We start from the raw sequence: 25,059 nt of genomic DNA, 5'->3' as shown, positions 1-25,059 counted from the left end.
TGAACAGTAAATAATTTGCGCCGAAAATAGTGAATAGTATTTGAATACCATGGGTAATTAACGGCTTTTAACGTTTTCGTGTTAACGAAATTACGTGCTGAATTATTTGCAAGATAAAAAATAAAATTCTTTTGCAGGTTTTGTTTTATCGCTCTATATTTGCAGTCCATTTCAGAGCGATGTTTTTGCGATGGAAATTGCCCGATAGTATAATGGTAGTACGACAGATTTTGGTTCTGTTTGTCTAGGTTCGAATCCTGGTCGGGCAACAATTAACATTCAATTGCTGCACTTTCGTTAAAGAACAGATTGAACATTTAAGATTCGTGATTTCGAAATCCAGAAATGCCACTCCAGTTTAATCCCATCAAATTATTTGCCGGCTCAGGTTCCAGGGAATTGGCCGAAAAAATTGCAAAAGCTTACGGAAAAGAGTTAGGTGATCTTACCTTGTCCCGCTTCAGCGATGGCGAGTTTCAGCCTATCTATAATGAATCTGTACGCGGATGCGATGTTTTCCTGATCCAATCCACCTGCCAGCCAAATGATAATATTATTGAGCTGTTACTGATGACGGATGCGGCAAAACGGGCTTCGGCGCACTACATCACTGCTGTGGTACCTTATTTTGGGATGGCACGCCAGGATCGTAAAGATAAGCCGCGGGTAGCTATCGGCGCCAAGCTGATGGCAAACCTGATCATGGCGGCAGGCGCTCACCGCATCATGACCATGGACTTGCATGCTGCGCAAATCCAGGGATTTTTTGATATCCCGGTAGATCACCTGGATGCAGCGATCATTTTTGTTCCGTACATCAAAAGCCTGGGACTTAAAAATTTAACCATCGCATCGCCGGATATTGGCGGCTCATACCGGGCACGTACCTTTGCGAAATATTTTAACGCCGAGATCGTTATCTGCGACAAGCGTCGTAAACGGGCCAATGAGATAGAGTCTATGTCTATTATCGGTGATGTTACCGGGCAGGATATTGTGCTGATCGATGATATTTGCGATACCGCAGGTACTTTGTCTAAAGCGGCGGCCCTCATCATGGAAAACGGAGCCAACAGTGTACGGGCCGTATGTACTCACGCTGTTTTATCAGGCAAGGCGTACGAAACCATCGAAAAATCAGCCCTGGCCGAGCTCATCGTTACCGATACCATTCCGTTAAAGCAACAGTGCAGCAAAATCAAAGTGCTGTCAACAGCCGAGCTGTTCGCTAAGGCCATTACCAATGTAAATGAGCATAGCTCCATCAGCCAGCTATTTAAAGTAGATTAATAACAAATAAAATAGATAAACATGAAAACTATCGCTATTAGCGGTTCTCCAAGAGAGAACGTAGGGAAACGCGACGCCAAAGAGCTACGTTACCAGGGAAAGATTCCGGCTGTTCTGTACGGTGGAAAAACACAATTGCATTTTGCGGTTGACGCTGCTGATTTAACAGGACTGGTTTATACACCGGATGTTCATTTTGTAGATCTGGATATTGCAGGTACAAAAGCTCAGGCTATTGTTCAGGATATCCAGTTTCACCCGTTAAATGAAAAAGTTCAGCACATAGACTTTTTAGAATTAAATGATAAAAAGCCTGTTGCTATAGAAATACCGGTAAAATTAACAGGAACATCACCCGGTGTTAAAGTGGGTGGTAAACTGATCCAGAAGTTACGTAAGCTACGTGTAAAAGCCTTGCCAAAAGATATTCCTCAATACGTTGAAGTAAGCATTGAAACGCTTGAAGTAGGAAAATCAGTACGCGTAGGCGAGCTTAAATTTGATAACTTCTCTATTCTGAATAATGCCGACGATACGATTGTATCGGTTGTTATGTCCCGTGCATTACGTCAGGCAGAACAGGAAGCTGCAAAAGGCAAATAATCCTTAACCTTTATCGGGAAAGAGATTGTATACAACGTCATTCCGGTTACATTGAGATCAAAGCTTCAATTTACCGGAATGACGTTATGCGTTTAAAGACTCTCATACAAAATAGTTAAGATTATGGGGATAAGAAAAGCCAGGCCGGATGATTTGCCTGTGATCAAGGAATTATTAAGGCAGTTAGGATATCCTGATACCGGGCCATTTTTGGCTAACCGGATATTGCAGCTACTCGATCATCCGGATGCAGAATTGCTGGTATATGAGCACGGGGAAACGGTTGCTGCCGTAATGTCCATCCATTTTATTCCTCAGATTGCCTTACAAGGCGATTTTGCCCGGATCAGCTATTTTGCAGTAGACGAAAAATTTCGCAGCCAGGGCATTGGCCGTAAAATGGAGCAATATTGTACCCGTTTGGCCCGCAAAAGAAACTGCGACCGTATTGAGATCCATTCCCATTCTCTGCGGGAGGCCGCACACCGCTTTTATTTCCGGCAAGGTTATATCGAATGGCCTAAATACCTGATCAAACCCTTGCAGAATCCGGATGTATAGAAGGCTTGGCCTGCTATAAGCCACCCCGACAATAGTTAGTGTTCTTTGTCTTGGTTCTTGCATCTATGTTCTTGCTTCTATTTAGCTTCCGGACTTCTTCGACTTCTGAACTAAAGGCCATGAACCATACAGACATTGTCAATTGTCCATTATCAATTGTCAATTATTAAAGATTTCTTCCGGACTATCCGCCATGAACCATAAGCCATAAACCTTCTACCTTCTACCTTTCTTGTCTCTTGTTTCTATTCTAAGCCTTATACCTTCCCCCCATTACCTTCCACCTTATTTACTACCTTTACGCCATGAAATACCTGATAGTTGGTTTGGGAAATATTGGCCCGGAATATGCAGATACACGGCATAACATTGGTTTTATGGTGGCCGATGCATTAGCGAAAAAAGCCGGAACAAGTTTTTCCAATCTCCGTCTGGCATACTATGCCGAGCTAAGCCATAAGGGAAAAAAGCTGCATGTGATCAAACCGACTACCTACATGAACCTGAGCGGCAAAGCCGTAAACTATTGGATGCATGAGCTGAAAATCCCTGTAGAAAATATCCTGGTTATTGTGGACGATCTGGCTTTACCTTTTGGTGCGCTCCGGTTAAAACCCAAAGGCGGCAATGCTGGACATAACGGACTGAAAAGCATTGAAGCGTTGGTTGGCGGGCAGCACTATCCACGTTTACGTTTCGGTATAGGCGATAACTTCCCCAAAGGTCGCCAGGTAGATTACGTATTAAGCGGGTTTGACGATGACGAGATCCCCGAGCTACCAGCCCTGATCGATCGCTCGGTTGAAATGATTGAAAGCTTTGTTACCGCCGGCCCGGAACTGACAATGACAAGGTATAATAAGTAGTTGGTTAGTGATTAGTAGTTAGTGATTAGTTGGTTGGTAGTTGGTTGATTCGGTATTTTGATTTTTAGCTGCAGGCTTTAACGAGTAATCAACAATATAGCAATAAAACAATTAAACAATCACAGCAATTCAACACTATAGCAACCCCGCAATACAGCAATTCAACGATCTCAATACGCACTACTCATGACCCAATACCTTATAAATTTGCTTATTAATTATTATTTGTGGAATTTGAGATGCCAATTCATCCTGATATCACAAACTAATCATTATGACAGCATCATCTTTCCGGCAATTACTTCTTGTAGGAATTATCCTGGTAATTGCAGGTAGCACCTCAATAGCTCAAACCCAAAGTCAGAATTTTTATACCCGCAGCTTTAAACTGATCGATTCCCTGGCCGATGAAGGTCTGCCGAAAGATGCGTTAACGCACATTGAGCAGATCAATGCACGGGCCAGGGCCGAAGGTAACAGTGCTATGCTGGTAAAATCGGTGATATACCGCATGATCTTTCAAAGCTACCTGGAAGAAGATGCGTTGGTGAAAATCATTACTGCCATGCAGCAGGATATTGCCAAAGCCGGTCAGCCGGAGAAAAGTATTTTGCAATCGTTGCTGGCAGAAACCTATTGGAATTATTATCAGCAAAATTCATGGAAGATCATGCAGCGTACCGGTGTGGAAGAACAATCCGCGTTAAGCCCGGATATCCGTACCTGGCCTGCCGCAACACTGGTAAATGAGGTGTTGAAACAATATCGAGGGTCGCTGGCCGATGCCGGCATGCTGAAAAAGACACCGGTTAGTGTGCTCGATAGTGTGCTGAAAGGCGATAAAGCTACCCGCAAATATCGCCCGACATTGTACGATCTGCTGGCGCAACGGGCAATTGATGTACTGATGGATGCCCGAACCACATTGCCCGTCGCTGAAGATGCGTTTACGGTAAACCATGCAGTTTGGCTGGGCAATATAACCGATTTTATCAAACAACCGGTACCACAAACAGACAGCCTTTCGCTCATTGCCGTAACCGTAAAGCTTTTTCAGGATATTCTTGCCTTTCATAATAACGATGCCGATAAAGCAGCGCTGGCCGATGCCGACCTGAAACGGCTGCAATTTATTTATCGCAAAAGCGATCTGGAGAATAAGGATACGCTTTACCTGAACCGGTTAAAACAATTGGAAACCTTATCGCGAAACAGCGAGGTGTATAGCGATGTACTCTTCCAGGAAGCACAATTTTACAAGCAAAAAGGCGATCAATACAAAACCGAAAAAAGCGATCGCAACCGGCTGGGATATGTAGAAGCAGTTAACGTTGCCCGGCGGGCAATAACGGCATATCCTAAAAGTACCGGTGCTGTTAATGCCCGGCAGCTCATAAAGGTTGTTCAAAAAGAGCAGATCACAGCTAAAACCGAGGACGTAAACCTGCCAGGAAAACCCATGCGCCTGTTTATCCAATACCAGAATGCCGGCATGCTTTTCCTGTACTTGTATAAAATTCCGGTTAACGCATCAGATACCTATAACACATACGGCTTATACGGTGGCGAAAAATCCTATACCGAATTTCTACAAAACCATCAGGCGCTGCGTACCTGGCGGATCATCTTACCTGCACAGACCGATTATCAGCAACATAACTGGATGGATAAAATAGATGCGCTTGACGCAGGACAATATGTGTTGTTTGTTTCATCATCCGACAGCTTATTGCAGAAAAAGCAGCCCGTTTATGCTTCATTGATTACGGTTTCAAACCTGGCGGTAAGCAATCGTACCGTAAATGACAATATGGAATTTACGGTAACCGACAGAACGGTTGGTAAGCCGCTTCAAAATGCCAGGATCAGGTTATATACAGTTAAAAACAATGAAGAAAAAACAATCAACCGACTGGTTACCGATACGGAAGGGTATGCCTCATGTCCGTGGAACACAGAAATAAGAAGGGGCCTCGCCATTTTAAATAAAGATACATTGGTATTTAATGTAAATGGCGGATACAGTAGCCATTCGTCAAAACCGTCCAGGCGGATTGTGCTTTTTACTGACCGGGGTATTTATCGTCCCGCACAGACCGTGTATTTTAAAGGCCTGTATCTTCGGGTAGAAAATAATAAAAACTCGATCGTCACTAACGAAAAGGTAACGGTAACCTTTAAAGATGTGAATCGTGAGAAATTAGCTGAGCTTTTGCTGCAAACCAATGAATACGGTACATTCCAGGGCTCATTTGCTATCCCGCAAGGGAAATTAAATGGCGCTATGGTATTGTCTGCCAAATATGGTTCGGTAAACGTACAAGTTGAAGAATATAAACGTCCCTCATTTGAAGTAACGTTTGATAAGCCAGATCAACGATATAAGCTAAACGATAGCATCACGGTTACAGGCCGGTCTGTAGCTCTTGCCGGGTACGCGGTAAGCCAGGCCGGCGTAAAATATACCGTTACCAGGGCCGGTTTCCCGGTTGGTCGCTGGTATTATGCGCCCGTATCAACCCGGCAAATTGCCCACGGAACGATAAAAACAGATGACAACGGGAATTTTAAGATCCGGTTTTTAGCTGCGGCTGATGATATGAAGCACAATTACAGCTATACGGTAAACGTGGATGTTACCGATGCCAGTGGCGAAACACACAGCAATAGCACACGCGTCAATGCCGGGCAGCATGACATCCTGTTGCAGGCCGAGGTTCCGGGAAAGATACAATCCCGCGATTCCATACAGGTACAGGTGACCAATCTGAATCAAACGCCGGTAGCAGCTACAGCTGATGTGAAAGTGGTAAAGCTCAAAGAGCCCGGCAGGATGATACGCAGTGACCTGTTTGATAAAGGCGAGCTGCAGTATGCTTTCAGTAAAAAGCAGTACCTGGAGTATTTTCCGTTCGATGCTTACCAGGGCGATGACCAGCCGGAAAACTGGCCGGATGGCAACGTGGTATTAACTCGGCAGCTGAAGCTGGCAAACGGCCGGGAATCGCTGGCGCTGGATGCCGGGAAACTGGAAAGCGGTTATTACCGGGTATATATTAAGGCTACAACTCATGTTGGAGATACCGCCAGCACCGTTAAAGTATTTGCAGTAACGTCCGGGGGAGAAACGCTTATTGAAACACCGGATGACTGGCTGATCGCCGAACAGGAAAGTATAAGTCCTGGTGAAAATGCCGTATTCAAAGTTGCCGCTCCATTCAGCAACGGTTATGTATTGTACGAAATTTACCGGCAGGATAGGGTGATCAAACGGCAATGGCTTCCGGTATCTCGTAAGCAAACCAAAATAAGCATCCCGGTTACGGCTGATTTTGATAACAGCTTCGCCGTGCAATTCAGCATGATGCAGCAGAATCGCCTTTATCGCTCACTGCGTACTATACAGGTAGATGATAAAAGCAAATCCTTAGATGTGAAGCTGCTCACCTTCCGGAATAAGCTGCAGCCCGGTGAGCAGGAGCAGTGGAAAATCCAGGTCAGCAATAAAAAAGGTGAAAAGGAGCTGGCTGAAATGGTAGCTACGCTATATGATGCCTCGCTGGATGCCTTTAAACCGCTTAACTGGCAAACCAACTTTACCCGCACCGCCAGCTATAGTAAATTTAGCTGGCATTCTTATTATAACACTGTTTCTGTAACTAACCCGATCTGGTTTTTGCAGCATTATAGCTATCTGAACCCTCAAAAGCATAACTATGAGCAAATTGACCTGCTGGGATATTCCTACTATGGCGGATATAACTCCTTATACCGTAATTATATGAACCGGGTGAGATGGAATCGTGAGCATAAAGAAAGAATTGCTGCCTTAAAGCTGAAATTAGACAGCCTGGCCAAAACCTATAAGGGCGTATTCGGTATGGTTACCGATGCCAGAACAGGAGAAGGATTGCCCCGCGTAGTAATAAAATTAAAAGATATAAGCATTACTACAGATGCAGATGGCATGTATAAATTTCATGCTGCCACAGGTGATATGATCACCATTAGTTTTGTTGGTTATGAGCCTCAAACTATTCGTATTCCGGGTGCAGGACGTTTGGATATCAAGCTTATGCCACTTTCATCAGGATTGGATGAGGTGGTGGTTGTGGGTTATGGAGAGCAAAAGCGACAAGATTTAACAGGAGCTGTAGCGTCCACTGATTACGTAGGTGCAGCTCCCAAGGTAACTATCAGAGGTTCAGCAACAGTAACAGATAATAATACTCATGATTTCGCATCCGTTGCGATTTATGATAAAGCTAATGGGACAGCCATTATAAACGGCCGGGCCGTCCAGATACCAAAGGAATATCCTTATTTAGCATTAATAGAACCTCGCAAAAACTTCAACGAAACGGCTTTCTTCTACCCGCAGTTGCATACGGATGAAAATGGTCAGATTGTCATCGATTTTACCATCCCACAGTCGCTGACACGCTGGAAGCTGATGGCCTTTGCACATACCAAAGACCTGAAAACCGGTTCATTGACACAAACGCTGATTACACAAAAACAGCTGGCTGTTTCGGCCAATGCACCCCGTTTCTTCCGCGAAGGCGATACTATTATTTTCGCTGCAAAGCTGAATAATATATCAGGCAGTCGTCTCAGCAGCCAGGTACTGCTTAGCTTAAAAGATGCCTTTACCGGGCAGCCGCTGAATATCATTTCAGCAACCGACCGGGCTGCAAAAACCGTTACGTTGGCTAACGGCGGCAGCGAAGCATTAAAATGGCAACTGGTCATCCCGCAGGGAATACAGGCCATTACCTACCGCTTACAGGCGCAATCCGGCAGCTATGCCGATGGCGAGGAAAACACCATTCCCGTATTACCCAATGCTATGTTAGTTACCGAAACGCTTCCGCTAAACCTGCGTGATAACCAGACCAAAACGTTCACATTTGATAAATTGCTGCAATCAGGGCAATCAGCAACCCTGCGTCAGCAGAGTTTAACCGTAGAGTTTACGCCTAACCCGGTCTGGTATGCGGTGCAGGCCCTGCCGTACCTGATGGAATATCCGTACGAATGTGCCGAGCAAACATTCAGCCGGTTTTATGCCAATAGCTTTGCCACCGGCATCATCAACAGCTCGCCTAAGATAAAGCAGGTATTTGAGCAATGGCAGCAGGATAAAAACGGACAAAGTCTGTTGTCAAACCTGGAGAAAAACCAGGAATTGAAGACCATTTTGCTGGAAGAAACGCCCTGGGTGCGTGATGCTGCCGGTGAAACCGGGCGTAAAAAGCGCATAGCCATTTTATTCGATCTGAACAGGATGCGTTATGAGCTGAAAAACAATTTCGATAAGCTGAAGAAAATGCAGAACAGCGACGGCTCATTCCCCTGGTTTACCGGCATGAGCGCAGACCGTTATATTACGCAGCATATCGTTTTAGGTATCGGACAGCTGAAACACCTCAACCTTATTGATAATAAAACTTATCCGGAGGTGGATGCGCTGCTGAAAAAGGCCATTACCTGGTTAGACGGTAAAATGGTGGAAGATTACAAGCACATTTTATCAAAAAAGGATCAACATTTTACCTACCTGCCGCTGCATTATTTATATGCCCGCAGCTACGGTAAACAGGAAAATGCCAGTGCAGATTTCCAGAAGGCCTACTCGTTTTTCCTGAAACAGACTGCTACAGACTGGAAAACCATGAGCCCTTACCAGCAGGCGCAGGCGGCATTGGTGCTGCAACGGGCCGGAAATACCACCGAAGCGCTTAAAATTATCCGCACCTTAAAGCAACGGGCGCAGCAAAGCGAAGAGCTGGGAATGTATTGGCCGGAGAATAAGGCCGGTTGGTGGTGGTATCAGTCGCCGATAGAGACACAGGCCATATTAATTGAAGCCTTTGACGAGGTAGCTCATGATACACAGGCTGTAGAAGAAATGAAAGTCTGGCTGCTTAAGAACAAGCAAACTAACGATTGGGAAACTACAAAAGCAACTGCTGCTGCATGTTATGCGTTATTGATGCGTGGTTATAACTTGCTGGATGAATCGGCGCAACCGCAAATTACCTTAGGCGGACAGGCCTTACCGGTAAGCGACAGTCCGGCAGAAGCAGGAACCGGATATACCAAAACCGTTATATCGGGAAATGCCGTAAAACCTGCAATGGGCAATATCCGGGTAACCAATACCAATAAAGGCATTGCCTGGGGCGCTGTTTACTGGCAGTATTTTGAGAACCTGGATAAGGTCACATCGTCGGCTACAGCCGTGAAAATTAAAAAGCAGCTATTCCTGCAAAAGCAGACTTCGGCAGGCAAGGTGCTCGCAGCATTAGACAATAACACCATGCTGGCTGTTGGTGATTTGATAAAGGTTCGTATTGAGATCAGCACCGACCGGGATATGGAATATATCCACCTGAAAGATATGCGTTCCGCAGGTTTTGAGCCGGTGAATGTGATCTCGCGGTATAAGTACCAGGATGGTTTGGGATATTATGAAAGCACCAAAGATGCCTCTACCAATTTCTTTATCAGCTATTTGCGTAAAGGTGTTTATGTGTTTGAATATCCGTTGCGGGTAACGCATGCCGGTAATTTTTCGAACGGAATTACCTCTTTGCAATGCATGTATGCGCCGGAGTTCAGCACCTATTGGCAGGGAACACGGGTAACAGTGAAATAGTGTAGGATTGCTGTAGTATGATGGTGTGCTGACGCAAATATTAGCAGAGAACCTTTCCGCTCTTAACTCTTCTTTATATTCCGCATATTAAACCGCGGCTTATAAGCGGTTGCAGGTTGGATAGGTGAATCTTCTTTTGGTTCAGGTTGGGCAGGAGTATCGGCAGCGCTGTCGGATGTTTCTGTAAATGCCGGTACATCCAGTGGCTTGCTTTCCTGCCCTGCTTTCGTTTCCTCTGCCGGTTTCTTCGGCAGGTTCCTGGGGTTAAACCGCGGTTTGTAAGCGGGCCTGGCTGTAACTGATGAAGCATCTTCAGAGGAACTTTCTGTTGGCGAGGGTTGTGTTTCGGCCTGTACCGGTTCATTGGCCGGAGTTTCGGTTGAAGGAACAGTCTTGGTTAATCCCGGTCTAAAGCGGGGCTTAAATACCGGTTTAGCAGCAGTTTTCTCTTTTAATAAAGGATCTGGTGCTGCCGGGGTATCGGTTAATGTCTGTTCTGTTTCCGGTTGTGCCTGTTCATTAACCGGTGTTTCGGCCGTTGCGGCAGGCTTGGTTAAGCCGGGTTTGAAACGTGGTTTAAATGCCGGTGGTTTTGAAGCCGGTGTATCCCCTGAAACTTCATTATCTGCCGGTTTATTTTCCGCAGGTTCAGGTGCATCTGCTGGCTTAGGTTTGGCCAGTCCCGGTTTAAAACGAGGCGTAAAGCCGGTTTTAGCAGGAGTAGCTGGCTCTGCCGGGGTAGCCGCCGGAGCAGTTGGTTCGGGCTGAGCCGGCTGGGTGGCAATCCTGGCCGGTTTAGGCTCTTCCTTAGTATGATAGAGCCGGCGCAATTTGTTGAACCAGAATTTCTTGGTGTGGTCAAAGCTTTTTTCGCCCATCTGGGCATAATCGTACTCAAATTCGGTATATAGCGCTGGCTCCGCAGCTTTAAGCTGCACCAGATCTATCTTTTTTTTCTTAAAAAATTCTTCGAATGTGAGCATAATAATACGTTTATATAAATTAGCCTACACGAACTATACTATACAACCAGTTTTAAAAAAGACCCTCAGTTTCGTTAGCCATATCAGGAGCCTTGTGTGGTTTTTGGCCCCGAATAGTCGGAGTCTTCCCGTACTGCCTGTCCCGAGAGGAACGATTTGGGATACGGGATTCAACTTTTGACTTTTGATTAAGCAATGCTTACGCCATGTTATAATATACCGCCTGCACATCATCGTCCTCTTCCAGCTTATCGATCAGCTTTAATACGTCTGCCGCCTGTTCTTCGGTAACTTCAGTGGTCGACAAGGCGATACGCTCCAGCTTGGCGCTTTTTACTTCAATGCCCTTCTCTTCCAGCGCTTTTTGCATTTTACCAAAATCCTCAAACGACGTGTGGATCACGGCAACATCGTTCCCTTCTTCATCTTCTTCCACGTACAGATCTTCCAGGCCAAAGTCGATCAGTTCCAGTTCCAGCTCTTCCAGGTCAAAATCTCCCGGATCAAACCTGAAAACAGACTTACGTGCAAAAATAAAGTCCAGCGAACCGGTTTTACCCAGTGTGCCGCCAACTTTGTTAAAATAGCTGCGCACATTGGCCACGGTGCGGTTGGTGTTATCGGTAGCGGTCTCAACCAGCACGGCAACGCCGTATGGCGCATAACCTTCGTATACAATTTCTTCGTAATCGCTTTCGTCTTTGCTCGACGCCCGTTTAATAGCTGCTTCAACGCGGTCTTTCGGCATATTTACCGCCTTTGCGTTTTGCATGGCTGTGCGTAAGCGTGCATTGGCGTCGGGGTTCGGGCCGCCGGCTTTAACCGCCATGGCAATTTCCTTACCTAAGCGGGTAAACTGCACGGCCATTTTAGCCCAGCGTTTAAATTTTCTCTCTTTGCGGAATTCAAAAGCTCTTCCCATAAAAAATGATCTGTCGTTAGTGCAGCAAAGTTAATGTTATCTTTAATTTCTGGTAGGCTTTTTAGTTGATATTTGAAAAGCAGTTGTCGTATTTCATAGGTTCAGGTAGTCCCGCCATCCGCTATAGCCCTCATTGCAATCGGGGCTGCCGCTCCTGTCGGGTTTAGTTTGGTTAAAGCAGTGCTGCTGTTACTTTTCTGAGACGTTAACTTTGACAACTTTTAAAAAGTTGTCAAAGTTAACGCAGACAGCGTTTTGAACGCTGTCTGCGTTGTAAATATTATCCAACTTTAAACTCCGGGTTTTCTATTAAACCAATAACATTGCCAAACGGATCGTAAATGCTTCCAACCCAAATTGGGCCGCCTACATTTTTAGGAGCTTCGTGTATGCTGATATTTAGTGCTGCAAAACGCTTAAAAGCACTTTGTATATCAGCAACTCCCCAGTAAGTTAGGGCATGATGCCCGTTGGTATACGTAGTTGGATCAGGGTCAAGGCCAAGCTCATAACCGCCCACATTAAATCCTACATAAAAAGACTCATCAAAATACGGTTCTATAGCAAAAACCTGCTTATACCATTGCTTAGCCTGCTCTATATCGGCAACATGATAAATTATCGTTCTAAGTCCCTGTAGCATCCCTGTTATTTTTTAAACATTCTTTTTTTCTTATCGCTCGCACCCGCTTCTTTGGCCTGAGCATCAACAACTGCAATGGTTACCATGTTGACAATTTCACGTACCGAGCTGCCCAGCTGCAAAATATGAACCGGCTTATTCAAACCAAGCAGAATTGGTCCTACCGCTTCTGCCTCACCCAGTTCCTGTAACAGTTTATAAGCAATATTTCCCGATTCAAGGTTAGGAAACACCAATGTATTTGCCGGTTTATCTACCAGTGTGCTAAAAGGAAAATTGTCTTTTAACAACTGCGGATTAATGGCAAAATTAGCCTGCATTTCACCATCTACAATAATATCCGGGTATTTTTCGTGCAGAATAGAAACAGCTTTCCGGGTTTTTAACGGCACTTCACCTTCGGTAGAGCCAAAGTTCGAATAGCTTAGCATGGCTATCCTTGGGGTGATATTAAATTGCTTTACTGCCTCATTCACCAGAACGGTGATGTCTACCAATTCATCAATGGTGGGATCTTCGTTAATGGTTGTATCTGCAAAAAACACAGGGCCTTTACGTGTCAGCATCATGTACATACCGGCTACACGGTTAACATTGGGCGCCGTACCGATAATCTGTAATGCAGGCCGCACCGTTGACGCATAATCTTTGGTAAGACCGGAGATCAGTGCATCAGCTTCGCCAAACTCAACCATGCTGGCGCCAAAATAATTCCGGTCGAGCATAAATTTAGCAGCCTGAAAGGTGCTTACACCTCTTCGCTGACGCTTTTTATACAAATAATCAGCATATTTCTGGCTACGTGCAGTCTCTTCCCTCGGATCAATAATTTCCACACCATCCAGTTCTAATGCATGTTCGCGGATAATGGCCCGGATAGCATCCTTATTTCCCAGTAAAATGGGTATGGCTATGCCGTCATCTTTTACGATCTGAGCAGCCTTGAGTATCTTATAATTATCGGCTTCAGCAAAAATCACCCGTTTAGGATTACTCTTTGCCTTCGTAATTAACGAGCGCATCAGGGCCTCTTCAATACCCAAACGTTTTTCCAGCTCTTCGGTGTAAGCATTCCAATCGGTAATTACCTTACGTGCCACCCCTGATTCGATGGCTGCTTTTGCCACCGCCGGCGATACGGTTGTGATCAGCCGCAGATCAACAGGCTTGGGTATGATATAATCTTTTCCGAACTTAAGGTTCACATTGTTATAAGCCATATTAACAGCTTCCGGAACAGGTTTCCGGGCCAGATCGGCTATAGCTTTAACGGCGGCAATTTTCATTTCCTCGTTAATGGTTGTGGCACGTACATCCAGCGCCCCCCTGAAAATATAGGGGAAACCGAGCACATTGTTTACCTGGTTGGGATAATCAGACCGGCCGGTAGCCATAATGATATCCTTGCGGGTGCTCACAGCCAGCTCATAAGCAATTTCAGGATCGGGGTTAGCCATGGCAAACACGATGGGATTTTTGGCCATCGTTTTGAGGGCCTCGGCACCAAGCACATTAGCTGATGACAGGCCAATAAATACGTCGGCCCCCTTCATCGCATCTTCTAATGTGCTCAGATCACGCGATGTAGCAAACTCAGCTTTTAACGGATCAAGCTTTTCCCGGTCAGTTCGGATTACTCCCGAACGATCAAGCATCACAATATTTTCTTTCCTGGCTCCTACGCTTACATACAGGCGGGAACAAGAAATGGCTGCCGCACCGGCCCCATTAACCACAATTTTAACCTTGTCGATCTTTTTCTTTTGTAACTCGCAGGCATTTAATAAGGCCGCCGCCGATATAATGGCTGTACCGTGCTGGTCATCGTGCATTACAGGAATGTTCATTTCCTCTTTTAGCCGGCGTTCTATCTCGAAGCATTCGGGAGCTTTGATATCTTCCAGGTTTACCCCGCCAAATGTTGGTTCCAGCGCTTTAACAATGCGGACAAATTCATCCACATTCTTAGTATCAAGCTCCAGGTCGAATACATCAATATCTGCAAATATTTTAAACAGCAGACCTTTTCCTTCCATCACCGGTTTCCCGGCTGCCGGGCCAATATCGCCCAAACCTAAAACGGCTGTACCATTGCTGATAACAGCAACCAAATTCCCTTTGGTTGTATATTTATAGGCATCGTCGGCATTGCTGGCAATGCGTAAACAGGGCTCTGCAACACCTGGCGAATAAGCCAAAGAAAGATCTCGTTGTGAATTGGTGGGTTTGGTTGGTAAGACCTGTATTTTACCCGGACGGCCCTGTGAATGATAATCCAGTGCGTCCTGCTTGCGATTTATTTTACTCATTATGCTTTTTAATCTTTGTGAGCGCCTCAAAGTTAGTATCTTTTTTGAGCTAAGACCGAAGTTGTTTTGAAAACATTTTTTGAAAAAAGTTCAGTTTTATAAGCATAATAGACTCATAATCTAACCAAAAGGACCGGAAAGATTTGTATTTTCAGATTCATGGGTTAAGAGTGTGAGCACAACTACACCGAAACTTAGCTATCTCATATTCAGCAATAACACAGTTATACACATGCTGTAAATATTATATAAATTGCTTATCTTTTTGTTATGACCACAATGATGTTAAATGTTCCCGAGGCACTTGAAAAAGAACATGACGAAACTGTCCGTTTTTTTGCAGCTAAGTTATATGAGGCAGGTAAATTATCTTTAGGGCAAGCGGCTGAAATGTGTGGAATGGCTAAACGGGATTTTACTAAAATATTGGCAAAGTTCAATGTAAACTATATCCAATATACTTATGAAGATGTATTAACTGACGTAGCCAGAATCAATGGCTGAATACGTTATTATTACAGACACCAGTTGTTTAATTCTATTAGACAAGATTGGAGCGCTTAATTTACTGTATACTTTATATCGCAACGTATTAATTACTCCACAGATTGCTGCTGAGTTTAAAACAGCCTTACCGGCATGGATACAAGTCGTATCAGTAAAGAACAGCAATTTGCTCAAAGCCTATGCCAATCAGGTGGATTTAGGTGAAGCCAGCGCCATTGCTTGAGCCCAGGAGATACAACATGCGCTACTTATTGTAGATGACCTGAAAGGACGTCGGCTTGCTACCCAACTGAATATTCGTTTTACAGGTACAATAGGTATTCTAATTTCTGCTCGGCAACAAAATGTAATAGATTATTCTTTAAGACCCTACTTTGAGCTGATTAAATCAACTGATTTTAGAATAGATCCTTTACTGCTCAAACGTATTCTCCTTGATTTTAAGGATTAATAACACTTCCTAATTATAAATTCTCAAATTATTGAATTGCTGCTACATTGTTTAATTTAGCAGTATGCTCAACCTGTTAACATCAGAACAAATGCGCCAGGCTGATACCTGGACCATTGCTCATAAGCCGATAACCTCTATTGACCTGATGGAAGACGCGGCAAAGGCATTTGTGCGGATTTTCATTACACATTATCCCGATAGGGATAAACACATTGCCGTTTATTGCGGAACCGGGAATAATGGTGGCGACGGACTGGCCATAGCACGATTGCTGTCACAGCAGGATTATAAACATATCCGGGTGTATATTGCCAGGTTCAGCAACAAACAGTCCCCGGATTTTGAGCAGAATTTACAACGACTCCGGTCAACACCGGTAAATAGCTGCGAGCTTCAATCCGGAGATTTCCCAACGGAACAGGCCGATATCATTATCGACGCCTTACTCGGCTCAGGTTTAAACAAGCCATTAGCAGGTGACTGGCTTCAGCTGGTTTCGTTTATCAATTCGCTTCATGCAGAAAAGGTCGCAGTGGATATTCCTACCGGTTTCTTTGCCGATGGAAGCGCACCGGAGCAATCCATGACACTTAAAGCCAACCGGGTTATCACCTTTCAGCGACCTAAAATCAACTTCCTGCTGCCTGAATCTGCCGTGACGTTCGATACATTTGAAGTAGCTGATATTGGCCTGGATGAAAATTTTATCCGGGATCTGCCGAGTCCATATAAATTAATTGAAGAAGCGGACATCCGGCATTTATTAAAACCGCGAAAGCCGTTTAGCCATAAAGGCACTTACGGACATGCGCTCATTATAGCAGGCGCAGAAGAAACTATGGGCGCCGCTCTGCTATCGGCAGAAGCCTGCCTTAAAACCGGGGCTGGCTTAACAACAGCCTGCATCCCGGCAAGCGGATTAACTGCCTTAAATACCCGTTTACCTGAAGTGATGGCCGTTTTACGAGATAATAATCCTCCGGCACTAAACTGGGAGAAATATCAATCCATCGCTATTGGGCCGGGACTTGGTGAAACTACATCCGCTAAAAGCCTGGTAGAAACTACCCTGCGAAATGCTCAAAAGCCAATTGTCATTGATGCCGACGCCATTAACCTGATTGCTAAAAATTATGAGCTTATGTCATTTGTCCCCGAGGGTTCAGTATTTACGCCACACGTAAAAGAATTCGACCGGCTTTTTGGTAATCATCAATCCTGGTGGGAACGTTTAGAGACCGGGCTAGACCGGGCCAAAACACTGGGATGCACCATCCTGCTAAAAAACCGCTATACCATCATCTTTACAACCTCCGGTGAATGCCTGTTCAATCCAACCGGAAGTCCAGCGATGGCAACAGGCGGTATGGGCGATGTGCTTACCGGAATGATTGCATCGTTACTGGCCCAGGGATATACGCCCCAACATTCGGCCATTGCAGCTGCTTATATTCATGGCCTTTGCGGCGAACAATACAAAGGGAATGTATTAACGGCATCAGCATTGACAGACCGGATTTCTACGCTGATGGCGGAGTTGATGGATAAGTAAGGGATAATGTACTCCAATTATAAAGTAAAAACCAAGGCTTGTAAGTGTAAAACATCGCTTTGAAGATTTTGCCAATCTTAAAAGTTTAGCAAAGCGACTTACGAGGTAAATCACTCCTAAATTGTTATTTTTGTTAAAAGGAGGTTTTTATGCAAGGTCAAAAGCTAAGTGCACTACAACTGGAATTATTAAATGTCTACTCTTTTCAACCAAAGGAAGAAGATTTGTTAGCCATAAAAAAAATGCTGGCTCAATATTTTTCCGATAAACTGCAAAAGAACATTCAAAAAGCGGTTGACGACAAAGGTATTACCGAAAAGGATTTGGATAAGTGGCTAAATGGATAGGTTACGTTTAGTTTTAGACAACTAATGTTTTCATGGTAGCGCTTGCGCCTAAGTACAAGTACCATTGGATATACAAAGCATTATTACAGGAGAAATATGATTTAGTAGTTTCCAACGAAATATTAACAGAATATCAAGAGCAAATTAGTATAAGATATGGGCTTGAACAAACAGAGGCTTCGCTCGACTTTCTGTTATTATTGCCAAATGTCATACTAAAAAATCCAAGTTTTTTATGGCAATTGGTTGAAAATGATAAGGATGACAATAAATTTATAGATTGTTATATAGCCGGTCAAAGTGACTATATCATAAGTAACGATAAGCATATTCATCAAATCAAGAACAATCGGTTTCCACAAATTTTAGTATTAACCTACGAAGAATTTGAAGCTCAATATAAAAAAGAGTTTGAATAGAAACAGGCCAGTTATGGTTCAATACGATGTTTAGGCTATAACTCAAATTATAAGATATAGTCCGTAGGCTGTAAAAGTTAGTTAAACGAAGTTAGGGCCTCGCTCAATCGATAGAATTATACTGAGAAATCTCTAACATCTCACGTCTTACCCCTACTGCGTCAATGCAAACTGCACCAGGTTAGCGCCCATTTTAAGCGCTTTTTCGCGGGTTTCCTGGGTATCGCCGGTATACGTACCATAATCTTCCCAGCCGTTCCCCAAATCACATTCGTAGGTATAAAAGCAAACCACACGGCCTTTATAAATCAATGCAAATCCCTGCGGACGTTTGCCATCGTGCTCATGGATTTTAGGTAGCCCCGTTGGAAATTTATATTTCTGTGAATAAATGGGATGTGTAACTGGTAGTTCCTTAAACTCTAACTCGGGAAAAACCTTCTTCATCTGCGGACGCACAAACGCATCAAGTCCGTAGTTATCATCGATATGGAGAAACCCCCCTGCTATAAGATATTGCCTCAGATTGCGGGCTTCCTGGTCTGAGAACTGTACATTACCATGCCCGGTCATAAATACGAACGGATAGTTAAACAGGTCTTTACTTCCCACTTCAACAACAGCATCATCCTCGCTGAAATTGGTGCCTAAATTTTTATTGCAGAATTTAATCAGGTTAGGTAAGGCCGTACGGTCGCCATACCAATCGCCACCGCCATTATATTTAAGCTTAGCCATTTTATACGATGGCGGCACAAAGGCAGTAAGCAATAAAGCTCCGAAAATAACCAGCAGATGCAACTTCATCGGTTCAGGAAATTAAATTCAAAACAGGCCTCAAGCGCTGCCGTTTCGGTACGCAAACGACTTTCTCCTAATGTTACCGGTTGATAACCCGCTTGTAAGGCCGCATCAACTTCCGCCGGAGTAAAATCACCTTCAGGTCCGATTAATACGGTATATGTCCCGTTAAGGTTCATTAAATCTTTAACGTACGATTTTTGCGCATCAATACAATGTGCTATAAATTTCTGCCCGGCCGGTTTCTGCTGCAAAAACGTTTTGTATTTCACAGCTTCATTAAGTCTGGGATGATACGCTTTAATGGATTGCTTTACCGCTGCTGTGATAATTTTATTGAGCCGCTCTAACTTAATATCTTTACGCTCAGAACGGTCGCAAATGATAAAGGAAACCTCATCAACACCAATTTCGGTAGCTTTTTCCAGGAACCATTCTATACGCTCAATATTTTTTGTAGGTGCAATAGCAATGTGCAGGTAATGATTCCGTTTACCATAATCATACCGGCTATGAACAATGGCTACACTGACTTTCCTGGGATGGATATTCTCAATAACGGCATTAAAAAATCCGCCTTTACCATCAACCAGCACAATCTCATCGCCCTGCTGCAAGCGTAGCACCCTGACACAGTGTTTGCTCTCTTCTTCATTGAGTTCATACGCTGCATCTGGAACAATATCCGGCGTATAAAAAATGTGCATACTAGCGTACATTCACTAAATCGGGTTTTTCAAGCTCCAGTTCTAATTTCACCGATTCAATATTCTGGTCTGTTTTTTTCAAAACAATAAAAGTATAGCCAAACGCACTACGACGCTCGCCTACTTCGGGAATTTTGTCAAACACATCGCTTACCAAACCGGCTACGGTATCGTAATCGCGGTCTTCGGGCAAATCGTGTGGTAAATATTCGTTCACATCGTATATACTTGCCGATGCGTTGACCATAAATTCATGGTCGGAAAGCTTCTCTACAATAGGCTTTTCTTCATCATATTCATCCTGAATTTCGCCTACCAGCTCTTCAACAATATCTTCCAGGGTAACCATACCGGCAGTACCGCCAAACTCGTCCAATACAATGGCAATCTGTATCCGCTTAGCCTGCAATTCGCTTAGCAAGTCGTTAATTTTCTTGGTTTCGGGAATAAAATAGGGCTTCCGGATAATATCTTTTAACACTAATGGTTTATTATCCGCCAGGAGCGGCAAAATGTCTTTGGCATGTACAATACCCACTATTTTGTCGATGGTTTCATCATAAACCGGAATACGGGAATAGCCTTCCTTGATAACGGTATCCAACAGTTCCTTGTAATCGGTATTAAGCTCTATGGCTGATATTTTGGTTCGGGGAACCATGATGTTTTTCACCATGCGTTCGTTAAAATCAAACACATTCTTAATCAGCTCATGCTCGCTGATGTCGATTACACCGCTTTCTTTTCCCTGGTCTAACAAATATTGCAGCTCTTCAGAGCTGTGATGTACCTCGCCGCCTTCAACGGGCTTAATGCCAAACACGCTGAGAATCAGCATAGCCAGGCTGTTCAGCAGCCAGATAACCGGCCTGAATATGACGTAGAAAAATTGCAGGGGTAACGAAATACCCATCGTAACGCCAATGGGACGTTGTATGGCTAACGACTTAGGGGCCAGCTCGCCAAAAACAATGTGCAGAATGGTGATGATGGAGAAAGCCAGCGCATGAATAATGTTAATGGTGATGCTGCCGGTTACATCAATGTTGAACCAGGCAAAGCAATCTTTAACAATTTCGGTCATTACACTTTCGCCTACCCAACCAAGACCGAGCGAAGCCAGCGTGATACCCAGCTGCGTAGCCGCCAGGTAACCATCTAAATGATGGGTAATGTGCTTGGCTATTTTTGCTACCCGGCTTCCGGATTTCGCCTTAATTTCTATCTGCGAGCCACGCACTTTTACAATGGCAAACTCCGCCGCCACGAAAAACCCGTTTAAAAATACCAGAAAGAATGTTATGAAAAGCTGGAAACCCATTGCTAAATCTTATTTGTTAACAAAAGTTGTCTGGTAAAGTTCCAGACCTTCACGGACAATGCGATACGCCTCCTCACGACCCATTAACGCCTCAATGGTTACATTTTTATGTTCAAGCGCTTTATAATCCTGGAAAAAGCGAACAACTTCTTTCATGGTATGCGGCGGCAACTGCTCTAAATCTTCAATATAATTTACAGACATATCGTTTTTAGCTACCGCGATGATTTTATCGTCCTGCTCGCCATTATCAACCATGTGCATCACGCCAACAACCTTTGCTTCAATAATGGTCAAGGGATAAACATCGGCGGAACAAAGTACCAGAATATCCAGAGGGTCTTTGTCATCGCAGTAGGTTTGGGGAATAAAACCATAGTTTGCCGGATACATTACCGACGAAAACAAGATGCGGTCTAATTTTAATAAACCGGATTCCTTTTCAATTTCGTATTTTGCTTTTGAGCCTTTAGGAATTTCAATAATAGCATTAACTATAGACGGAATATCAGCGCCGCCGGGGGAAACATCATGCCAAGGATGGTTTTTACTCATTTTTGTTTATCGTCTTTAAAAAACTGGTTTCTGATGTAAGTTATTATTAATGGCAACGTAGTAATTACTACAAAACCGATAATAATGTATAATAAATAATCGTTTATCTGCCTCTCAAACTTCCGTCCGAGATAATATCCCAACAAAGTTAATGAAGTAACCCATAATATTGCACCCACAATGTTGTACAGAGCAAACCGTTTAAAATTCAGGCCTACTATTCCTGCTATTATGGGAGCAAATGTTCGTACAATGGGTATAAAGCGTCCCATGATGAGGGCAAATGCACCTTGTTTACGATAATATTGTTCGGCTGCAGCTAAATACTTCTGCTTAAAAAAAAATGAATCTTTACGGTGATACAGCACCGGGCCGGTACGCTTTCCGAACCAATATCCTGTAAAGTTGCCCGATATCGCTGCCACAATTAACCCTACAACCAGAACAATGATATTAGCATCTAATTTTTGAGTGGCTACAAACATCCCCGCAAGGAACAGCAGATAGTCACCCGGTAAGAAGAAACCAAAAAACAGGCCGGTTTCAGCAAAAACAACAAACAGAAGTACGTATAAGCCTCCTTCTCTTAACAGTTTCTCTGGATTGATGATGTGTTGCAGGGAAGCCCAAATATCTTGCATAGTGCCTATTATCCGTAAAATTACGAATATAGATAATTCTTATCAGATAAGATTAGTTAAAACTGCAGGATAAATACCAATCAGGATTGTTGCCGCTACCGTGATAACCAGTACCAGCTTAAAATATGCCGGAACCACAATATTACCGTGTTCGGCATCTTTAAAATACATGGCAACTACCACCCGCAGGTAATAGAATATGGCAATTACTGCGTTTACCACCGCCAGAATAACTAACCAGATATGATAACTGCTGAGCGCATTTGAGAACATGATAAACTTACCGATAAATCCGCCTGTTAGCGGAATACCGGCCAATGACAGCATGGCAACTGTTACTGCAAATGCCAGCCAGGGGTTGCGCTTGCCCAAGCCATTCAGTCCATCGATGGCGTCTGAAGCGGTTTGCGACTGGATAAGCATTAAAGCGGCAAAGGCAATGATGGTTGCTGCCGAATAAACAATGGCATACACAAATACGCCATAAGCTGAATTTCCGTTCAATGCTACAATGGCAAAAAGCATATATCCTGCATGCGAAATGCTTGAATAAGCCAGCAAGCGTTTAAAGCTATGCTGATATAAAGCCGTAATGTTGCCTACAAACAAGGTGATAATTGTTATGGTAAGCATTGCCGGCATCCAAAAATCCTGTAGCGGCACAAAGCAGGTAGCAAACAAGCGTAAAAACGCGGCAAATCCGGCGGTTTTCACAGCTGTGCTCATGAATGTTGTGATAATGGTTGGAGCGCCATCGTACACATCGGGTGTCCAGAAATGGAACGGAGCAGCGCCAACCTTGAATAGCAAACCAACCGAAATCAGCAATATGCCCGCATAAAATAACGGCGATATATCTTTAGGCTGAACTTTCTCCAGCGAACCTTTAATCACCTCCAAATCGAATGAGCCGGAAGCACCGTAAATCAGGGCGACACCAAACAACAAAAAGCCTGTTGAAAATGCTCCCATCAGGAAATATTTCAGCGCAGCTTCGTTTGAAGCAAAATCCTGCTTCTTTATACCGGCAAGAATGTACAGGCTTACCGACATGATTTCTATGCCGATGAACAGCATGGTAAGGTTATGATACGAAACCATGACCACCATCCCGGCCAGCGAAAATAGCATAACGGCATAATATTCGGCCACATGCCGGCTGATGCGCTCAAAATAGTTTTTAGATAACAGCAGGATTAAAATGGTTGATACAATTACTATCGACGAAAACGCTACGGCATAATTATCAAATTGCATCATACCGTGAAAGATAGGCGGATTAAACTGGTTCCATTGCACTACTGCGTTACCCAGCGCAAACAGTAAGCCCAGAATGGTAACAGGCAATAAGGCCTTTTTAGCCTTAAATAAACCTAAATATAAAACCAGTATGGCTAAAACAGATATGGTTAATAATGAATTCATTGATTCTTTCTGACCTGTTTAAAATTTGGTACTTAATAGTTTGCTGTTCACGGTTTCTACCAGGTTGCTTACGGCAGCCTCTGATAAATGAAGCAACGGTTTTGGATATACCCCGATAGCCAGGATAAGGATGCCGATAATTACAAGCACTGTTTTTTCGGTTCCGTCTATATCAGCAAAAACCGGAATCTTTTCGTTCACCGGCCCAAGCATTATCCGCTGGTACATACGCAGCATATATACGGCGCCAAGAATAATGGTTAAACCGGATATCGCGGCGGCCCAGATACTATACTGATAAACGCCCAGCAACAGTAAAAATTCGCCGATGAAACTATTTGTTAACGGTAAAGCTACGGCAGCCATTACTACCAGCAGGAAAGCAATGGCAAACGTTGGAGCTTGTTTAGCGATGCCGCCCATGTTGTGCATATCGCGGGTATTAAGCCGGCGGATAATGATATCGGCAATGAAAAACAGACCAACAACATTGATACCGTGATTCAGCATCTGAATCATGGCGCCCTGTAAGCTCTGCACATTCCACACAAACACACCGGCAGCAATCAGGCCAACGTGTGCAATAGATGAATACGCGATTAAACGCTTGATGTCATTGCGGGTAAAGGCAATGATTGAGGCATATACAATTCCGATTATGGCAAGTATGATAGCAGTTTTACCCCAGGCAGCAAATGCCAGCGGAACAACCGGTATCAACCAGCGGATAGCGCCATAAACACCCATTTTAAGCATAACACCGGCTAACAGCATGGTACCGGCAGTTGGCGCTTCGGTATAGGTATCGGGCTGCCAGGTATGGAATGGAAATACCGGCATTTTTATCGCGAAAGCAATAAAGAAAGCCCAGAATATCCAGCTTTGCGCATTTCCACTCACGGCAAGACTGTAAATAGCATTAATATCATACGTCTGTCCGGGAGTTTGCAGGTACAGGTAAATAATGGCTACCAGCATCAGTAAACTTCCGAAAATGGTATAGATGAAAAATTTCAGGTTAACCCGGATACGGTTTTCGCCGCCCCACAGTGCACAGATAAAATAAATGGGAATTAACGCGGCTTCCCAACCTACGTAGAATAAAAAGGCATCGAGCGCTGTAAATACAACCAGCAAACCGGCCTGCATAAACAGTACCAAAGCATAAAACGCGGCGCTGTTTTTATACGTTTGCTTGAAGCTGGCCAGGATAATGAGCGGCATGAGTCCGTTGGTTAAAAGCACCATCGGCAGGCTGATACCATCAATACCGGTTTTGAAGTTTATCCCCAGTGAGTAAATCCACGGGTAACTGGTAACAAACTGCATGGAAGCATCGGGAACAAAGTTACAGGTCAGTACGAAAGTATATCCCAATGTAATAAGCGATGCTACCAGGGCAAACTGCCGGGCATAGCTTTTAACCAGTAACAGCAGCAGCGATGCTACCAACGGAAAAAATATGATAAAGGGTAAATACATGTTTCTAAAC

22 protein-coding genes and 1 tRNA gene are annotated in these 25,059 nt (G+C 44.1%); 12 read left to right on the top strand and 11 right to left on the bottom strand.

The window, feature by feature from the left end:
- The first annotated feature begins 198 nt into the window (after window positions 1–198).
- From FW774_RS04810 to FW774_RS04785, 6 genes are all read left to right on the top strand, one after another.
- Window positions 199–269, top strand: a tRNA-Gln gene (locus tag FW774_RS04810).
- A 76-nt stretch (window positions 270–345) separates the two neighbouring features.
- The gene (locus FW774_RS04805) at window positions 346–1,290 is read left to right on the top strand and encodes a ribose-phosphate pyrophosphokinase (protein WP_149346986.1); all 945 of its coding nucleotides are present in this window, start codon (window positions 346–348) and stop codon (window positions 1,288–1,290) included.
- A gap of 21 nt (window positions 1,291–1,311) precedes the next feature.
- Window positions 1,312–1,893 carry a 50S ribosomal protein L25/general stress protein Ctc gene (locus tag FW774_RS04800; protein WP_149346985.1) on the top strand — a complete coding sequence of 194 codons (582 nt, stop codon included), beginning with the start codon at window positions 1,312–1,314 and terminating at the stop codon, window positions 1,891–1,893.
- Window positions 1,894–2,016: 123 nt separating this feature from the next.
- A complete protein-coding gene (locus FW774_RS04795; RefSeq protein ID WP_149346984.1) occupies window positions 2,017–2,454 on the top strand; it encodes a GNAT family N-acetyltransferase in 438 nt (145 codons plus the stop codon).
- Window positions 2,455–2,759: 305 nt separating this feature from the next.
- Window positions 2,760–3,320, top strand: a complete 561-nt coding sequence (gene pth, locus FW774_RS04790; protein WP_149346983.1) for an aminoacyl-tRNA hydrolase — start codon at window positions 2,760–2,762, stop codon at window positions 3,318–3,320.
- Window positions 3,321–3,594: 274 nt separating this feature from the next.
- Window positions 3,595–9,981: an alpha-2-macroglobulin family protein gene (locus FW774_RS04785; RefSeq protein WP_149346982.1), complete on the top strand. Its 6,387-nt coding sequence runs from the start codon at window positions 3,595–3,597 to the stop codon at window positions 9,979–9,981.
- Window positions 9,982–10,043: 62 nt separating this feature from the next.
- On the opposite strand, the gene FW774_RS04780 is transcribed toward FW774_RS04785, so the two are convergent.
- The 4 genes from FW774_RS04780 to FW774_RS04765 form a co-directional block, all read right to left on the bottom strand.
- Window positions 10,044–10,964, bottom strand: coding sequence for a hypothetical protein (locus tag FW774_RS04780; RefSeq protein ID WP_149346981.1), 921 nt, complete (start codon window positions 10,962–10,964; stop codon window positions 10,044–10,046).
- Between the two features lie 199 nt (window positions 10,965–11,163).
- On the bottom strand, window positions 11,164–11,886 hold the full coding sequence (locus FW774_RS04775) for a YebC/PmpR family DNA-binding transcriptional regulator (protein ID WP_149346980.1): 723 nt from the start codon (window positions 11,884–11,886) through the stop codon (window positions 11,164–11,166).
- A gap of 280 nt (window positions 11,887–12,166) precedes the next feature.
- Window positions 12,167–12,529 carry a VOC family protein gene (locus FW774_RS04770; protein ID WP_149346979.1) on the bottom strand — a complete coding sequence of 121 codons (363 nt, stop codon included), beginning with the start codon at window positions 12,527–12,529 and terminating at the stop codon, window positions 12,167–12,169.
- A gap of 5 nt (window positions 12,530–12,534) precedes the next feature.
- Window positions 12,535–14,838 carry an NADP-dependent malic enzyme gene (locus FW774_RS04765; protein ID WP_149346978.1) on the bottom strand — a complete coding sequence of 768 codons (2,304 nt, stop codon included), beginning with the start codon at window positions 14,836–14,838 and terminating at the stop codon, window positions 12,535–12,537.
- A 270-nt stretch (window positions 14,839–15,108) separates the two neighbouring features.
- On the opposite strand from FW774_RS04765, the gene FW774_RS04760 reads away from it, so the two are divergent.
- The 6 genes from FW774_RS04760 to FW774_RS04735 all read left to right on the top strand — a co-directional run bounded on the left by FW774_RS04760 (window position 15,109) and on the right by FW774_RS04735 (window position 18,117).
- On the top strand, window positions 15,109–15,342 hold the full coding sequence (locus tag FW774_RS04760; RefSeq protein WP_149346977.1) for a UPF0175 family protein: 234 nt from the start codon (window positions 15,109–15,111) through the stop codon (window positions 15,340–15,342).
- Entirely contained in the window at window positions 15,335–15,568 is a 234-nt protein-coding gene (locus FW774_RS04755) for a hypothetical protein (RefSeq protein WP_149346976.1), read from the top strand. Before FW774_RS04760 ends, FW774_RS04755 begins: the two co-directional genes overlap by 8 nt.
- A gap of 9 nt (window positions 15,569–15,577) precedes the next feature.
- The gene (locus FW774_RS20835; protein ID WP_149347168.1) at window positions 15,578–15,796 is read left to right on the top strand and encodes a DUF3368 domain-containing protein; all 219 of its coding nucleotides are present in this window, start codon (window positions 15,578–15,580) and stop codon (window positions 15,794–15,796) included.
- Window positions 15,797–15,860: 64 nt separating this feature from the next.
- A complete protein-coding gene (locus tag FW774_RS04745) occupies window positions 15,861–17,351 on the top strand; it encodes an NAD(P)H-hydrate dehydratase (protein ID WP_149346975.1) in 1,491 nt (496 codons plus the stop codon).
- Between the two features lie 149 nt (window positions 17,352–17,500).
- Window positions 17,501–17,698 (top strand): hypothetical protein, encoded by a 198-nt coding sequence (locus tag FW774_RS04740; RefSeq protein ID WP_149346974.1) that lies wholly within the window; start codon window positions 17,501–17,503, stop codon window positions 17,696–17,698.
- A gap of 32 nt (window positions 17,699–17,730) precedes the next feature.
- Window positions 17,731–18,117 (top strand): putative toxin-antitoxin system toxin component, PIN family, encoded by a 387-nt coding sequence (locus tag FW774_RS04735; RefSeq protein ID WP_149346973.1) that lies wholly within the window; start codon window positions 17,731–17,733, stop codon window positions 18,115–18,117.
- A 153-nt stretch (window positions 18,118–18,270) separates the two neighbouring features.
- Here FW774_RS04735 and FW774_RS04730 read toward each other — a convergent pair whose 3' ends face one another.
- The 7 genes from FW774_RS04730 to FW774_RS04700 are packed head-to-tail and all read right to left on the bottom strand — an operon-like array spanning window position 18,271 to window position 25,049.
- On the bottom strand, window positions 18,271–18,924 hold the full coding sequence (locus FW774_RS04730) for a DUF4159 domain-containing protein (RefSeq protein ID WP_149346972.1): 654 nt from the start codon (window positions 18,922–18,924) through the stop codon (window positions 18,271–18,273).
- Window positions 18,921–19,625 (bottom strand): 16S rRNA (uracil(1498)-N(3))-methyltransferase, encoded by a 705-nt coding sequence (locus tag FW774_RS04725; protein WP_149346971.1) that lies wholly within the window; start codon window positions 19,623–19,625, stop codon window positions 18,921–18,923. Before FW774_RS04725 ends, FW774_RS04730 begins: the two co-directional genes overlap by 4 nt.
- A 1-nt stretch (window position 19,626) precedes the next feature.
- Window positions 19,627–20,946 carry a hemolysin family protein gene (locus FW774_RS04720; RefSeq protein ID WP_149346970.1) on the bottom strand — a complete coding sequence of 440 codons (1,320 nt, stop codon included), beginning with the start codon at window positions 20,944–20,946 and terminating at the stop codon, window positions 19,627–19,629.
- Window positions 20,947–20,955: 9 nt separating this feature from the next.
- Window positions 20,956–21,501: an inorganic diphosphatase gene (locus FW774_RS04715; protein ID WP_149346969.1), complete on the bottom strand. Its 546-nt coding sequence runs from the start codon at window positions 21,499–21,501 to the stop codon at window positions 20,956–20,958.
- Window positions 21,498–22,142 carry a DedA family protein gene (locus tag FW774_RS04710; protein WP_149346968.1) on the bottom strand — a complete coding sequence of 215 codons (645 nt, stop codon included), beginning with the start codon at window positions 22,140–22,142 and terminating at the stop codon, window positions 21,498–21,500. The genes FW774_RS04715 and FW774_RS04710 overlap by 4 nt, the downstream gene beginning before the upstream one ends.
- A gap of 42 nt (window positions 22,143–22,184) precedes the next feature.
- A complete protein-coding gene (locus FW774_RS04705; protein ID WP_149346967.1) occupies window positions 22,185–23,567 on the bottom strand; it encodes an NADH-quinone oxidoreductase subunit N in 1,383 nt (460 codons plus the stop codon).
- Window positions 23,568–23,585: 18 nt separating this feature from the next.
- On the bottom strand, window positions 23,586–25,049 hold the full coding sequence (locus FW774_RS04700) for a NuoM family protein (RefSeq protein WP_149346966.1): 1,464 nt from the start codon (window positions 25,047–25,049) through the stop codon (window positions 23,586–23,588).
- Between the last annotated feature and the right edge of the window lie 10 nt (window positions 25,050–25,059).

The organism is Pedobacter sp. BS3 (genome assembly GCF_008274585.1).
Lineage (GTDB): Bacteria > Bacteroidota > Bacteroidia > Sphingobacteriales > Sphingobacteriaceae > Hufsiella_A.
The sequence above is the reverse complement of the archived record's forward strand: the minus strand, read 5'-3'. Positions and strand labels throughout refer to the sequence as shown.

Bases quoted from the DNA above. Each gene is read 5' to 3' on its own strand.
- FW774_RS04745 (WP_149346975.1), top strand. From the start codon at position 15,861: ATGCTCAACCTGTTAACATCAGAACAAATGCGCCAGGCTGATACCTGG.
- FW774_RS04795 (WP_149346984.1), top strand. From the start codon at position 2,017: ATGGGGATAAGAAAAGCCAGGCCGGATGATTTGCCTGTGATCAAGGAA.
- FW774_RS04765 (WP_149346978.1), bottom strand. From the start codon at position 14,838: ATGAGTAAAATAAATCGCAAGCAGGACGCACTGGATTATCATTCACAG.
- FW774_RS04770 (WP_149346979.1), bottom strand. From the start codon at position 12,529: ATGCTACAGGGACTTAGAACGATAATTTATCATGTTGCCGATATAGAG.
- FW774_RS04740 (WP_149346974.1), top strand. From the start codon at position 17,501: ATGCAAGGTCAAAAGCTAAGTGCACTACAACTGGAATTATTAAATGTC.
- FW774_RS04715 (WP_149346969.1), bottom strand. From the start codon at position 21,501: ATGAGTAAAAACCATCCTTGGCATGATGTTTCCCCCGGCGGCGCTGAT.
- FW774_RS04730 (WP_149346972.1), bottom strand. From the start codon at position 18,924: ATGAAGTTGCATCTGCTGGTTATTTTCGGAGCTTTATTGCTTACTGCC.
- FW774_RS04800 (WP_149346985.1), top strand. From the start codon at position 1,312: ATGAAAACTATCGCTATTAGCGGTTCTCCAAGAGAGAACGTAGGGAAA.
- FW774_RS04775 (WP_149346980.1), bottom strand. From the start codon at position 11,886: ATGGGAAGAGCTTTTGAATTCCGCAAAGAGAGAAAATTTAAACGCTGG.
- FW774_RS04725 (WP_149346971.1), bottom strand. From the start codon at position 19,625: ATGCACATTTTTTATACGCCGGATATTGTTCCAGATGCAGCGTATGAA.
- FW774_RS04710 (WP_149346968.1), bottom strand. From the start codon at position 22,142: ATGCAAGATATTTGGGCTTCCCTGCAACACATCATCAATCCAGAGAAA.
- pth (WP_149346983.1), top strand. From the start codon at position 2,760: ATGAAATACCTGATAGTTGGTTTGGGAAATATTGGCCCGGAATATGCA.
- FW774_RS04760 (WP_149346977.1), top strand. From the start codon at position 15,109: ATGACCACAATGATGTTAAATGTTCCCGAGGCACTTGAAAAAGAACAT.
- FW774_RS04785 (WP_149346982.1), top strand. From the start codon at position 3,595: ATGACAGCATCATCTTTCCGGCAATTACTTCTTGTAGGAATTATCCTG.
- FW774_RS04720 (WP_149346970.1), bottom strand. From the start codon at position 20,946: ATGGGTTTCCAGCTTTTCATAACATTCTTTCTGGTATTTTTAAACGGG.
- FW774_RS04735 (WP_149346973.1), top strand. From the start codon at position 17,731: ATGGTAGCGCTTGCGCCTAAGTACAAGTACCATTGGATATACAAAGCA.
- FW774_RS04705 (WP_149346967.1), bottom strand. From the start codon at position 23,567: ATGAATTCATTATTAACCATATCTGTTTTAGCCATACTGGTTTTATAT.
- FW774_RS04700 (WP_149346966.1), bottom strand. From the start codon at position 25,049: ATGTATTTACCCTTTATCATATTTTTTCCGTTGGTAGCATCGCTGCTG.
- FW774_RS04755 (WP_149346976.1), top strand. From the start codon at position 15,335: ATGGCTGAATACGTTATTATTACAGACACCAGTTGTTTAATTCTATTA.
- FW774_RS04805 (WP_149346986.1), top strand. From the start codon at position 346: ATGCCACTCCAGTTTAATCCCATCAAATTATTTGCCGGCTCAGGTTCC.
- FW774_RS04780 (WP_149346981.1), bottom strand. From the start codon at position 10,964: ATGCTCACATTCGAAGAATTTTTTAAGAAAAAAAAGATAGATCTGGTG.